Genomic DNA, 13841 nt, shown 5'->3' on the forward strand with positions numbered 1-13841 from the left:
ATATTTTCATGTCACATCCCTCCTTAATCGTTCGTCTTGTATGTAGAACGATAAGGAGGGATTTTATTATGAAGAAATTTGATGTAGCAATTGTTGGTGGTGGCCTTGCTGGATTAACAGCGTCTATATATTTAGCGAAAGCTGGAAGAAAAGTGATTGTTTTAGAAAAGTCCAATCGCTTTGGTGGTCGAGGGATGACTATTAATAAAAATGGGATCTGTATGAATCTTGGTGCACACGCCTTATATAGAGGAGGAGCCGCATTTTTAACTTTTAATGAGCTCGGTATGAATCTACCGGGTGGAATTCCATCTACAAAAGCACATGGAATATGGAAAGGGGATATTTTCACCATACCAACAGATTTCCGTTCAATTTTATCAACACCACTACTTTCGTGGTCTGCAAAAGTACAATTCTCACGTCTTATGATTCGTTTAGGGAATTTAGATGTAAGAAAAGTTCAAAAAGTGAGCCTAACTACATGGGCAGAAAATGAAATAAAAGATCCAATGGTTCGCAATATATTTTATGCGCTATGCCGAACAACAACATATACGTTTGCTCCTACAATACAATTAGCATCATCTGTACTAAAGCAAATACAGCTTTCGATAAAAGATGGGGTATTTTATGTAGATGGTGGCTGGGAGACGATAATAACAAAATTAAGAGACATTGCGAATCATGCCGGGGTGCAATTTTTGGATAAAAAGCATGTTTTGGAAATAGAGCATTACGAAGATAAACAAAGAATATATTGTTTTGATGATGAGGTATTTGAAGTAGGTACAGTCATTGTGACGACTCCACCGAAAGAAGCTTGTAACATAATTAAAGGTGTGGAAGGAACAAGTTTGTATAGATGGAGTGAACAATCGGTACCGGTTACTGTTGCTGCATTAGATATTGGTTTGAGACGATTACCTAATCCGACACATCAATTTGCGTTAGGGTTAGATCAGCCTATATTTTTCACGAATCAATCAAGAGCAGCTAAATTAAGTGATGATGGATCAATTGCAGTGAGTTTAATTAAGTACCATAATCCTGTACTAGAGATGAAACATACTCATGAAGATAAAGAACAGTTAGAAAGTACAATGGATTTGCTACATCCAAATTGGAAAAGAGAAGTTGTTGCGCAACAATATTTACCGAAAATAACAGTAGTATATGATTTTCCTCATATAAACCGAGTTGAAAAATCAGGTCCTAATATCCCTGAAATGCCAGGTGTTTACGTTGCAGGTGATTGGACTGGGCATGATGAAATATTAGCTGATGCTGCAGTAGCAAGTGGAAAACGTGCAGCGTTACACATTTTAAAGCAATTAGAAAGTGAGGGAGTTCATCATGGAAACGGAGCAATTATATGAAGCGTATCAACCATTATTATTTTCGTTAGCATATAGAATCCTTGGGAGTGTTATGGATGCTGAGGATATCGTTCAGGATGTATTTATCTCGTTAAATAATATAGAGGATCTTCAGTCTATAGAAAATATGAAAGCATATTTGTGTAAGATGGCGACAAATCGTTCAATTGATAAATTACGTTCGGCAGCGCATAAACGTAACGTGTACGTAGGGATGTGGTTACCAGAGCCACTTGTAGAAGAAAGTAATGAGCCATCAGAGTCATTTGTTATGAAAGAATCCCTTTCCACAGCATATTTATTACTTTTACAACAACTGTCTGAGGTAGAAAGGATTGTTTTCATATTAAGAGAGGTTTTCAGTTATGAATACGAAGAAATAGCTTCAATTGTTGATAAGAGTAGTGTGAACTGTAGAAAGATCTTTCAACGGGCACGAAATAGTATATTGGATAAGCCGAAGCAATCAACATTAAGTACGAAGAAAATGGCTGATTATGTTGAAAAGTTTGTATCATCACTACAATGTGGTGATGCGCAAGGTATGTTAGAAGTATTAAAAACAGATGCGATATTGAAAGCAGATGGTGGTGGTAAAGTTACAACTGCGATTCATCCGATTTACTCTGCGGATCGAATTATACGTTTGTTCTTTGGGATTGCACAACGATTGACAGAAGAGTACACTGTTGATTTCAAAATGGTAAATGGTATGCCTGGGGTAATAGTTACAATAAATAATAAAATAACGTATGTTCTTTCGTTTGCGTTTGAGGATGAGAAGATTTCAAACATTTATATGATGGTTAATCCTGAAAAACTTATGCATTTAAATGTAAAAATATAAAAAACGCATTTCTTCAGAAATGCGTTTTTTTATTATTTTTCTAACATTTCAAGAGGTACATCTTTTTCGCCAGCTACCTCAAATTTAATTTCCCCGTCTTCTTCATAAATACGTGTAATAATCGGTATAGTAATCATTAATTTTTTGTGCTGCTTTCGTTTTCGAGCAGCATCTAAGCTAATCACGTTCATTTGTAAGCATCCTTTCTTCTAGAAATATATAAACAAAGAAAATGCGTCCGGAAAGGGCGCTTAATTGAATTTGAAATACCGATTCATTTAAATGGGGTTTATATGATTTAACAACTGCAATTGAATTAAAAATAGTATGAATGGAATAATTGCACGTAGAAATTAACTTTACCAAAAAACGAAACAATATGCTATAAAAAATTATAAATCTTTGTCATATAACGAGAAAAAGGTTTTTGTTTCGCATATAATGAAAGTAGACGAGCAACAAGAGCTTTTTCATCATATTGCTTTAGAAAGGCGATGAAAAAAATGGATACATTAAATTCATTATTATTTCAACTTGAACAATATGGAGAAGAGCATGATCGAAATAAAAAAACACGGGAAGAAAAATTACGGAATATTTCTCGTGAGATGGGGCAATTTTTATCAATTTTAGTAAAAGGGTGTAGCGCAATAAACATTTTAGAAATTGGAACTTCTAATGGTTATTCTACATTGTGGTTAGCTAATGCGGTAGAAGAAACAAATGGAAATGTAACAACTGTGGAGCTTTCTTCAGAACGAGTTGGAGAGGCACTTGTCAATTTTGAAAAGGCAAACTTGTTGCAAAGGATTGATGTTCACAATCAAGAAGCAGGGGCATTTTTAGATTCACAACTAGATCATTCATTTGATTTTATTTTCCTAGATTCAGAGCGTACGCAATACATGTGGTGGCTTGAACATATAAAACGCATTTTACAACCACAAGGTCTTCTTGTTGTCGATAATGCTACTTCTCATGCGAGTGAATTAGCTGAGTTTATAAAAATGATTGAAGAAGATAAAATGTTTGAAACAGTGTTATTGGCATTTCAAAATGGTGCATTTGTAGCGCGTAAGAAGCAATAGGATTGAACGCAATATAATTATCACATTGAAAAAGGGTGTATGTCAAAAGATTGAGTACAGTAGGATGGGAAGGTCGTAATTTATATACGTAACATACGAAGAATCCGCCTTCAGCATGTCGGTCTCTAGGTCTTAAGTCTGAGGAAAATTATGTTGTTTACAGGTATACTTATAGTAAGAAACAGGGAATGACTGCATAAGCAGGTATTTCTTGAAAATTGATTTCATATAGGCTGTTTGCACATGAAATACAATATATTAGATGAAATATAGTGCACATAAATTCGCACATATAAATAAAGGAGCGATTTTGTTGACTGAACTCGAGAAAAAAGAACCCGTATCAATTGTGAAAGATAATAATGTAGAAGTAGTAGTTGATACAGTTATAAAAGATGAAGAACTTGATGAATTAAATAAAGAAGCCGATCTTTATGTACAAAAATTAAATAGCGAGCAAAATACAGATTTATCGAAAGTATTGTCTCAGCTAGGAGATTTAGGGGATAAAGAACAACAAGCAGCAGGACAAACGTTATCAGCATTAAAACGTCCTGTCACAGCGATGATGAACGGGAAAAATGAAGAAATCCCGAATACATTGTTAGAATTACGTAAAGTAGTATCAGAGCTTGATCCGAACTCATTAAAAGCAAGTGGCATGAAGAAAATTATGTTTAAAGTATTCAAGAAAAATCCACTTGAAACATACGTGCATAAATACCAATCTATAGATAAGCAAATTGAGGAGATTATAAGATCGCTTCTAATTGGCCGTGACAACTTACAAGAAGATACTGTTGGCCTAGAGATGCTTAAGGAACAATCACACGATAAAATTCACGCGCTTGATAAGCAAGTATACTTAGGGAAAAAACTTGCTGGCATGCTGGAAGCTGAGAAACAAAATCCAGAACGTCAAAGGGATATTCCATTAATTAATGATGCATTAGAAAAGATACTCGTACGTACGCGCAATATGCAACAAGCGAAAAGTGTGTTATTACAATCTATCGCATCAGTAGACATTATTAAGAAAAATAATGAAAAGTTAACAGAGGCAATTCGTAATGCAATTACGATGACGCAAAACGTTGTAACAGTTTCTGCTGCTATCCAGTTAGCATTAACAAATCAGCGTAAAACAATTGATGCAGTGAATGCAACAAATGAAGCAATTGAGTCTATGGTATTAAGTAATTCTCAGGCATTAAAACAAAATACAGAAGAAACAACAAAACTTCTTGAAAATCCTGCAATTAGCATGGATAAATTACGCGAATCATTCCAAAATGTATTTGCTGCAATTGAAGCTTCTGAAAAATCGTCAGAACGTATTATCGAGTCAAGTAAGAAGTTTGTTATTGAACTAGACACATTTAATGATGAAATGAAACAAAAACTCATTCAGCGCCCAAGAAAATAGCAGACTTTTAGAGGAGGTGAAAAAATGAGTTTTATTCAAACTGTATTATTACTACTCGGTACATTGTTTTTAATCGCATTTACTGTCGTTGTTTTAGTTGTATATTTCGGACGTAAACTGTATTTTTCGTGGACGAAGCCATATAAAAGAGCACACGATTCTTTAGATAAGTTATCGAATAAATCATTACCGTTTCTACAAGAATTTACACAACATCCACTCTTTTATCGTTGGATTCGTACGGAAGGAAAGAAAGAACAACATATATTAAACACGCTTTTCTGTGCATCGGGTCAACGTACGAGAGAGCAAGTATTCTCAATGTTACCGAAAGAAAAACAGAAAAAAGTACATGTAATGGCAAAAACGACGAAAAAGCTTACTAATGAAGATATTGATGTAGCAGCGATGAAAGTAAAAGATTTTTTAAGACAAGAAACGCAGCAAACAGTAAAACCGACAGATTTATCGTTTTATAAATTGTATTTTTATGATCGATATCCAGATGCATTAAATACAATTCAAGCGTATAAACGTTCAATAAATCCTTCATTACAAAAAACAGTTGATGATATTACAATTTCAGTATTAAATGCACTGCCATACTATCAAGAGCAACGTATGTTTGAACAACAACATAAACTTGAAACGTTCTTAATGAAAGATTTAATAGCAATGTTATCTTTAGTGGTGCAACTACCACCATCACAACGTCCCGAAAAAGAAGAAGAATTGAAAATCTACTTACAAAATTTCCAAAAAGAAATGGAAGTAGTAGAGCGGGATATTCGTGACTCGATTGATCACGATTTGAATGTGAAGATGAGAGCAGCGACTGAGAAGTTTAAGAATAAATAAAAAAGACGCCTTAAAGCTATAATACTTAGCTTTAAGGCGTTTTTTTTATTAGTTGTTATTTTGCTTTAACGGTAGTATGACTAGAAGCAACACTTTCATTATGCAATCGATCAACTGCAGTTACTACATACGTATATGTTTCTCCAGAAATAACGGTTTTATCTAAATAAATTTCTCCAGGCTTTGTCTTTCTTACAGTAGTAAGTAAATTTTTCGGATTTTCTATATTCACTTCACTTTTTCCATTCACGCGGTAAATAGCGTAATAAGCAGAATCATTCTCTCTATTATCAATGATACCTACAGCAATACCTTCATCTCTTGGAATAGCACCTTTTAAAGTCGGTTGTTTTGGTGGATCATGATCAAGCCAAGGCATAGAGGGGATTAATGCAGGATATTTATATATGTCTTTTGAGAGTCTATCTTTAATTCCTAGTGGATTGTTATTAATATCTTTCAAGCTAAAATGCATACTACCTTTTATTTCAGGATATAACCGATTTAATTCAATTTGTCTTGGGTATTCTTCTGGATCAGACCAAGCTGGGACAGAATTATTATTAATTTTATAGGCCGCCTGACCGATGTATAGGTGGATCGGTTTATTATTTGTTTCTTTTACCCACCAATCTACTAATATGTCATACGCAGCAGGAGTGAAACCTATATTCCAATATATTTGCGGTGTGATGTAGTCAATGTAACCTTTTTGTATCCACTCACGTGTATCAGCATAAAGATCATCAAAGTTTCTTTGGCCGGCAGTTGTGTTAGAGCCAGTCGGATCATCAGCTATATTTCGCCATACGCCAAATGGGCTAATGCCAAATTTTACATATGACTTTTCTTGTTTAATAGCAGTATTTAAATCTCTTACAAGTTCATTTACATTGTCACGTCGCCAATCCTCTATATTTGTAAATCTACCGTTATTATACGTTTCGTACGTTTTTTGATCGGGGAATTGTTCACCTGCTACTTTATATGGATAAAAATAATCATCCATATGCAGCGCATCAATGTCATAATTTTGCACGATTTCTAAAGCACCTTCAGTTATAAATTTTTTCACTTCTGGAATACCGGGATTGTAATATAACTTCCCGCCATAAGGTACAATCCAATCGGGGTGTTGTTTTGCAGGGTGATTATTTGATAATCGATTTATATCAGTGTGATTCATCGTTATTCGGTATGGGTTAATCCATGCGTGAAATTCTATATTTCTTTTATGTGCTTCATCGACCATAAATGCGAGTGGGTCATAACCAGGATCTTTTCCTTGTGTGCCCGTAATGTATTCAGACCAAGGACCGTAATTTGAAGGATAGAAAGCATCAGCAGTTGGTTTTATTTGTACAATGACTGCATTCATACCAGTGTTTTTTACATCGTCTAATAATTTAATAAATTCTTGTTTTTGATTTTCAATTGGTAAGCCAGTTTTTGAGGGCCAATCAATATTAAGAACAGATGCGATCCATACAGCACGTAATTCATGTTTTTTATACGTAGTATTAGCTTCAGCATAAGTAGAGTGAGGGGAAATGAAAGTGAAAGGAATAAAAAAGATGACGATACAACATATCATTAATAAACGTTTAACAATCATTTATACGCCTCCCTATTATGTGGTTAACTATTATGATATCCGAGATGAGGTTGTTCTTACAATTGAGAAAAATAAATATTGAAACATTAATTTAATAGGAAAAATATTTTTACTGAAATTTACTTTCAGTATAACTAAATTCATTTACTACTTCATATGCTTGTTAGTAAAGTGAAACTTCCTTTCATTTGAAGGGGAATAAATTATAAGTATAGGAGGATTCATAAATGAAGGTTTTGTTCGTTTGTTCTGGAGGGATGTCCAGTGCAATTGTTGTAAACGCTTTAAAAAAGGAGGCGGAGAAAAAGGGTATGAACATGGAAGTGCATGCGATTGGAACAAATGAGGTGGAAGAAGAAGTGAAGAATGGCTGGGATGTTGTAATGGTTGCACCTCAAGTTAGACATCGATTTGATTCTGTTAAAAAATTCGCAGAAGAGGAATCTATCCCGTGCGGTATTATACCGCCGCAAGCATATACACCTCTTGGTGGACCGACTTTATTAAAGACTGTAAATGATTTAATTCGTTAGGGGGAACCGTTATGAATAAGTTTGTCACGTTTCTTGATAAAAACTTATCTGGACCGATGGCAAGACTTTCTGAACAGAGACATTTACAAGCAATCCGTGATGGAGTGATTTCAGCATTACCATTTATCATCGTAGGAAGTTTCTTTTTAATCGTAGCATTTCCACCATTACCGAAAGATAGTTTCATATCTGTTTGGGCATTAAAAAATCAAACAAGTATATTAATACCATATCGCCTAACGATGTTTATTATGTCTTTATATATAGCATTTGGAATAGGATATAATTTGGCGAAAAGTTATAAACTAGATGCTTTATCAGGAGCACAGCTTGCAGTATGTTCACTGCTATTAACATTAACTCCTGAATTAATTGATAAAAAAGGATTTATGCTTCCGATGACAAATCTTGGAGGTCATGGATTATTCGTGACGATGATTGTTTCTATTTTATCCGTAGAGATTTTAAGGTTTTGTAAGAAGAAAAATGTAATGATTAAAATGCCAGAACAAGTACCGCCATCTGTGTCGCGTTCGTTTGAAGCACTTATACCTGCTGCATTCGTTATTATTATTATGAGTCTAGTAACTGTCGTTTTTAGCATTGATTTACACCATGTTGTTGATAAACTAGCAGCACCATTAGTAAAAGCTGGCGATAGTTACTTCGGTGTAATGATTCCAGTGTTTTTAATTACGTTTTTTTGGTCATTCGGAATCCATGGTGTGTCGGTTGTTGGAACTGTTGCTCGGCCATTATGGGAAGTATATCTAGGGAAAAATGGAGAAGCAGTTGCTAGTGGAGCAGATCAGTTGCCATTTATTTCACCAGAGCCGTTATATCAATGGTTTATATGGATTGGCGGTTCTGGTGCGACATTAGGGCTTGTATTAGCTATGATTGTATTTGGTCGATCAAAATATTCGAAAGCATTATCAAGAACTTGTATTGTTCCGGGTATTTTTAATATAAATGAGCCAGTCATATTCGGCTTGCCGATTGTACTAAATCCAATTTTAATTATCCCATTTATCATTACACCACTTGTAACGGCAACTGTTGCATATTCTGCAACTGCAATGGGATTTGTAACACCAACGCATATTATGCCGCCATGGACATTACCTGCTCCAATTGGTGCTTATTTAGCAACAGGTGGGGATTGGCGTGCGATTGTATTAGTTTTTATAAATATAGCAATATCGTTCCTTATATATTTACCATTCTTTAAAATGTACGACAAAAATATGCTTGAAATTGAGAAGAGTGGTGAAGGCGAATCTGTTAATCCATAATCTTTATGCTTTAATTTATGAGTGATAGGTATTTTGCCTATCACTTCTTTCACATGAAGTCCAGAGAGGATGAAATGGAATGAATATAAAATTTAGTTATAAAGGTGTATTTTTATTATTATTTGGAGTGATATGTGCGAATTTACTTTTTGTGCCTTTATTAAGAATGCTACATCTATCACAAATGCATAGTATATGGCTTGTTACAAGCATTGCGGCAAGCATTTTGCTTACAGTAGTTGTTTCTTTCATTGATGGATCGTTTGCATCGAAAGCTCAGTTGTTTTTTAGATTTATATTGTTTTCGATCGGTTGTACATTTGTAACTTACATGATTGTTTTTTAGTAAATAGGAGGTCATGCATGTTATGTATATTGCAGGGGTAATGTCCGGTACTTCATTAGATGGAATAGATGTAGCGCTCGTTCGTATAGAAGGGAGTGGTGTAGATTCTAAGGTTAAACTCATCCATTTTACTACAGTTCCATTTCGTAATGATATAAAAAGTGAAATACAACAAGCATTATCAATAGAAAATTCAAATGTCCAACTCATATGTAGTTTGAATTTTAAGCTCGGTTTATGTTTTGCCAATGCTGTAAAGGAAGTTTGTAAAGAGGCCAATTTTTCTTTGGAACAATTAGATTTGATAGGTTCTCACGGACAAACGATTTATCATCAGCCGGAGCAAGATGGTAATAGGATACCTTCCACATTGCAAATTGGGGAACCTGCAGTAATAGCATATGACACGAACACGACGGTTATCTCAAATTTCCGAACGATGGACATGGCAGCAGGAGGACAAGGTGCACCACTTGTACCATATTCAGAGATTATTTTATATCGTCATCCAACTAAAAATAGACTACTACAAAATATCGGCGGGATTGGTAATGTTACCGTAATACCAAGTCAAAAAAGTGATCAGAACGTTATAGCTTTTGATACTGGTCCAGGGAATATGATAATTGATGAAGTATGTCAAAGGTTATTTCAGTTGCCATATGATCAAAATGGTGAAATTGCAAAACAGGGTAGAGTTATAGATGAAATTTTGACATATTGTATCAGTCATCCATTTTTGAAAATGAATCCGCCGAAATCAACAGGTAGAGAACAGTTTGGAGAAAAATTTGCAAGTGAATTATTGAAGCGGTTTGAAAAGCATAGTAAAGAAAATATATTGACGACTGTCACGATGTTTACTGCAAATTCAATTGTTCATCATTATAAGAAGTTTATCTTGCCGTATTATGAAATCGATGAGGTGATATTAGGCGGTGGTGGCAGCTATAATAGCACACTTGTTGAAATGTTGCGAAATGGATTGAAGGATGAAAACTGCGCAATATTCATTCAGGAAGATATAGGCTATTCTTCAGAGGCGAAAGAAGCTATCGCCTTTGCCATTTTAGCAAACGAAACGTATCATCGTAATCCGAGTAATGTGCCGAGTGCAACAGGTGCAAAGAAATCTGTAGTTTTAGGGAATGTAACGTACCCTTCAATATGAAGAAAATGAGGAGAACGTATATGAAGTATATGATTGGAATAGATGGCGGGGGAACGAAGACAGAAGCAATTGCATTTGATAAAGACGGAAATGAACTTGTAAGAGCTACTAGTGGATTTGGAAACATATTAATAGATTTTGAAGAAGCTCTTGTGCATATTATGGAAGCGATTGATCATTGCCAGATAAGTGTAGTGAAAGAGCATTGTGTGTGTATTTGTTTAGGATTAGCAGGTATAAGCGGAGCAAATATAAATGAATTAACATTACGTCTAAAAAAGAAGTATGGAATACAAATTGAAGTTTTTAATGACGCAATGATAGCACACGCAGCCGCTTTAGAAGGAAAGGATGGAATTTTAACGATTGGTGGCACAGGTGCGATTTGTCTAGGGAGAAAAGGAGAAGTACATGAGTATAGCGGTGGATGGGGACATATTTTAGGAGATGAAGGAAGCGGATATTGGATTGCATTACAAGCTTTAAAGAGAATGGTAAATCAATTGGATCAAGGAGTTACACTTTGTCCATTAAGCTTAAGAATTCAAGATGAGTTTCAACTTTTGACATCGTCTCATATAAAAAGTCTAGTTTATAGATCTGCAAAAGATAAAGTTGCAGCAATCACACCATTAGTTATTCGGGAAGCTAGAAATGGGAATGATGCTGCACATGAAATTATGATGCAAGCTGGAAAGGAATTAGCAAGGATTACAATAGATGTTTATAACAAGATGCAGTTTGATTTATCAGCTTCTATTGCAGTAAGTGGCAGTATATTGCGTTTCGTTCCTGAAATATATGATGAATTTAAGAAATGCTGTGAGAAAAGCATAGGAAAAGTTACATTTATATCACAATCACAATCAGCAGTGAAAGGAACATATTATTTAATGAAAAATATATATTTTAAAAAATAGCTGTATGAGAATTTTTGTATGATTTGTAAATATATGATGTTAAAATGTATAAAGGGATGCGGATAGAAACGTACAATATACATTGTTCTTGAATATTGTATAAGTACTCCTACGTAGAAAGTGAATGATTATATGATTAATAGTATGCAATTTTTGTATTTGGTGGCTTCTTATTTATTTGGAAACATATTGACTGCTTATATAGTAACGAAATGGAGACATAACGTTGATATTCGGGATGAAGGAAGTGGTAATCCTGGTGCAAGAAACATGGGCCGTGTGTATGGAAAAGGGTATTTCGTCGCTACATTTTTAGGCGATGCGATCAAAGGGGCAATCGTAGTTTCTATTGCAAAATACCTTTTTGAAGATTCTACATTTGTAATGCTAACATTATTGGCTGTAATAATTGGACATATTTATCCAGTTTTATTTAAAGGTAAGGGCGGTAAAGGTATTTCAACATTTATCGGAGGACTAATCGCATTTGATTATTTGATAGCGCTTACCCTCGTTGCAGTTTTCATTATATTTTATTTAATCTTTAAAGGATTTACGAAGCCAGGACTAATTACAATTGCTTGTTTACCACTTTGCATGATTTTGTATTCTTACTCAATTGTTACGACTATTTTAAGTGCACTCATCATTGTACTTATTTTATATGTAAATCGCGAATGAAATAAACATTTAATAAGTGGGGTTAATCTCCACTTATCATTTTTTATTAAATAGATAAAGGAGATAGGGCATGAGGTTAATTTATAAAGTTGCTGATCAAGTTTGGGAATTTGAAAGTATACATAAATTGAATTATAAAACATTTGTAGAAGAAATTCCGCAACATGAAGAAACGAAAGATCGTGTTCGTATAGATTGTTTTCATGAAGAAAATACATATTTAATTTGTTTAGATGACGATAAGTTAGTAGGTATGGTTGCGTTGCGAGGAAAACGACCATTCTCGTTAGATTATAAAATTTCAAATCTAGATTTTTATTTGCAAGAACATGGAGAAAACGTATATGAAATTCGTTTACTTTCAGTAGAAAGTGAATATCGAAATGGAAGAGCGTTATTAGGTTTAATTCGCTTTTTACATCGTTATTTACTTCTAAATGGATATGAATTGGCACTCATTTCTGCAACAACACGTGAACTACCTTTATATGAGCAAATGGGATTCAAATCTTTCCATTCGTTAGTTGGTACAGAAGCAGCAGCATTCCAGCCTATGTATGTTACCCCTGCTATGTTTGAAGCATCGAGTGTTGGGGGAATTATGACGAAAGAGTATACGTTTTTACCCGGCCCAGTAGATATTGAAGAGAATGTTCGAAAGGCATTTTCTACTAAGCCTATTTCACACCGTTCTAAGTCATTTCAAGTGACTATGGATAATGTAAAGAAACGATTACTTCAAATGACAAAAGCAAAACGTGTGCAAATCATGTTAGGAACAGGGACATTAGCGAATGATGCCATTGCTTTACAGTTACGTTCTTTAAAAGGAAAGGGGCTCGTATTAACAAATGGGGAATTTGGTAATAGATTAGTCGGGCATGCAACACGTGCAGAGTTACATTTTGATACGTATAAAAAAGAAATGGGAGAACCGTTTATTTATACAGAATTGGAAAAAATAATGGGAGCTGGACATTATGAATGGCTTTGGTTTGTTCACCACGAAACATCAACTGGAATGTTAAATGATTTAGACGAGCTAAATGTTTTATGTGAAAAGTATAAAGTGAAACTATGTGTAGATTGTATTAGCTCAATTGGAGCGATACCGATAGATTTAAAGGATGTATATTTTGCGAGTGGCGTGAGCGGAAAGGCAATTAAATCGTTGACTGGATTATCTTTCATTTTTCATAATCATAATGTGAAAGTAAACGAGACATTACCAGCCTATATGGATATTGGTATGTACGAAGAAAATGAAAGTATTCCATATTCCCATTCATGGAATTTAATTAATGCTTTGCAAGAAGCGTTGAAGAGATTTGAAGATGAAAAAGCATTTGTAAAAATTAAAGAGACATATGATTATATGGAAGAAGCTATTACTAGTATAGGGTTAAAACTTGTTTCACCTAAAGAATATGCCGCGCCAATTATACTTACGATTCAATTAAATGGAGGTCTTTCTTCTAAAGCGGTCGGTGATGCGTTAGCGTTACAAGGATATATTGTTCATTATGAATCAGCGTATTTACGAAAGAATAATTGGATCCAAATTGCATGCTTAAATCATTATAAAGAACGTGATATGAAGAGGATGTTGAATTGTTTGCAGATGTATGTATTACAGAGTGGGGTACATATATAAAGACTTTTTCATTTCGTATAAAGGAGTT

General features: G+C 34.4%; 14 protein-coding genes. 12 read left to right on the forward strand and 2 right to left on the reverse strand.

Going from position 1 to position 13841, the window contains the following annotated elements:
- Positions 1–68 precede the first annotated feature (68 nt).
- Both ACTFR9_RS04880 and ACTFR9_RS04885 read left to right on the forward strand, forming a co-directional pair.
- Positions 69–1379 (forward strand): phytoene desaturase family protein, encoded by a 1311-nt coding sequence (locus ACTFR9_RS04880; protein ID WP_000712990.1) that lies wholly within the window; start codon positions 69–71, stop codon positions 1377–1379.
- Entirely contained in the window at positions 1357–2226 is an 870-nt protein-coding gene (locus ACTFR9_RS04885) for an RNA polymerase sigma-70 factor (protein WP_000447134.1), read from the forward strand. The genes ACTFR9_RS04880 and ACTFR9_RS04885 overlap by 23 nt, the downstream gene beginning before the upstream one ends.
- Positions 2227–2258: 32 nt before the next feature.
- Here ACTFR9_RS04885 and ACTFR9_RS04890 read toward each other — a convergent pair whose 3' ends face one another.
- Positions 2259–2417 (reverse strand): hypothetical protein, encoded by a 159-nt coding sequence (locus ACTFR9_RS04890; protein WP_001100984.1) that lies wholly within the window; start codon positions 2415–2417, stop codon positions 2259–2261.
- Positions 2418–2720: 303 nt separating this feature from the next.
- Here ACTFR9_RS04890 and ACTFR9_RS04895 point away from each other — a divergent pair, with 303 nt between their 5' ends.
- The 3 genes from ACTFR9_RS04895 to ACTFR9_RS04905 all read left to right on the forward strand — a co-directional run bounded on the left by ACTFR9_RS04895 (position 2721) and on the right by ACTFR9_RS04905 (position 5598).
- Complete coding sequence (locus tag ACTFR9_RS04895; RefSeq protein WP_001997477.1) at positions 2721–3314, forward strand: O-methyltransferase; 594 nt, start codon at positions 2721–2723, stop codon at positions 3312–3314.
- Between the two features lie 313 nt (positions 3315–3627).
- Positions 3628–4740 carry a toxic anion resistance protein gene (locus tag ACTFR9_RS04900; protein WP_000137402.1) on the forward strand — a complete coding sequence of 371 codons (1113 nt, stop codon included), beginning with the start codon at positions 3628–3630 and terminating at the stop codon, positions 4738–4740.
- Between the two features lie 24 nt (positions 4741–4764).
- Entirely contained in the window at positions 4765–5598 is an 834-nt protein-coding gene (locus ACTFR9_RS04905; RefSeq protein ID WP_000008358.1) for a DUF3974 domain-containing protein, read from the forward strand.
- Between the two features lie 55 nt (positions 5599–5653).
- Here the strand turns inward: ACTFR9_RS04905 and ACTFR9_RS04910 are convergent, their stop codons facing one another.
- Entirely contained in the window at positions 5654–7213 is a 1560-nt protein-coding gene (locus ACTFR9_RS04910; protein WP_103141557.1) for a glycoside hydrolase family 10 protein, read from the reverse strand.
- Between the two features lie 227 nt (positions 7214–7440).
- Between ACTFR9_RS04910 and ACTFR9_RS04915 the strand changes: the two genes are divergently transcribed.
- The 7 genes from ACTFR9_RS04915 to ACTFR9_RS04945 all read left to right on the forward strand — a co-directional run bounded on the left by ACTFR9_RS04915 (position 7441) and on the right by ACTFR9_RS04945 (position 13813).
- A complete protein-coding gene (locus ACTFR9_RS04915; RefSeq protein WP_000865887.1) occupies positions 7441–7746 on the forward strand; it encodes a PTS sugar transporter subunit IIB in 306 nt (101 codons plus the stop codon).
- Between the two features lie 11 nt (positions 7747–7757).
- Positions 7758–9041 carry a PTS sugar transporter subunit IIC gene (locus ACTFR9_RS04920; protein ID WP_001032282.1) on the forward strand — a complete coding sequence of 428 codons (1284 nt, stop codon included), beginning with the start codon at positions 7758–7760 and terminating at the stop codon, positions 9039–9041.
- Between the two features lie 79 nt (positions 9042–9120).
- Complete coding sequence (locus ACTFR9_RS04925; RefSeq protein WP_001021973.1) at positions 9121–9387, forward strand: hypothetical protein; 267 nt, start codon at positions 9121–9123, stop codon at positions 9385–9387.
- Positions 9388–9409: 22 nt separating this feature from the next.
- The gene (anmK, locus tag ACTFR9_RS04930; RefSeq protein ID WP_229136342.1) at positions 9410–10558 is read left to right on the forward strand and encodes an anhydro-N-acetylmuramic acid kinase AnmK; all 1149 of its coding nucleotides are present in this window, start codon (positions 9410–9412) and stop codon (positions 10556–10558) included.
- A gap of 20 nt (positions 10559–10578) precedes the next feature.
- Complete coding sequence (locus tag ACTFR9_RS04935) at positions 10579–11478, forward strand: BadF/BadG/BcrA/BcrD ATPase family protein (RefSeq protein WP_071741720.1); 900 nt, start codon at positions 10579–10581, stop codon at positions 11476–11478.
- 132 nt (positions 11479–11610) lie between these two features.
- Complete coding sequence (gene plsY / locus ACTFR9_RS04940; protein ID WP_000610858.1) at positions 11611–12159, forward strand: glycerol-3-phosphate 1-O-acyltransferase PlsY; 549 nt, start codon at positions 11611–11613, stop codon at positions 12157–12159.
- Positions 12160–12229: 70 nt separating this feature from the next.
- Positions 12230–13813: an aminotransferase class V-fold PLP-dependent enzyme gene (locus ACTFR9_RS04945; protein WP_229136341.1), complete on the forward strand. Its 1584-nt coding sequence runs from the start codon at positions 12230–12232 to the stop codon at positions 13811–13813.
- Positions 13814–13841: the final 28 nt, after the last annotated feature.

Source organism: Bacillus cereus group sp. MYBK222-1, assembly GCF_051916425.1.
Lineage (GTDB): Bacteria > Bacillota > Bacilli > Bacillales > Bacillaceae_G > Bacillus_A > Bacillus_A paranthracis.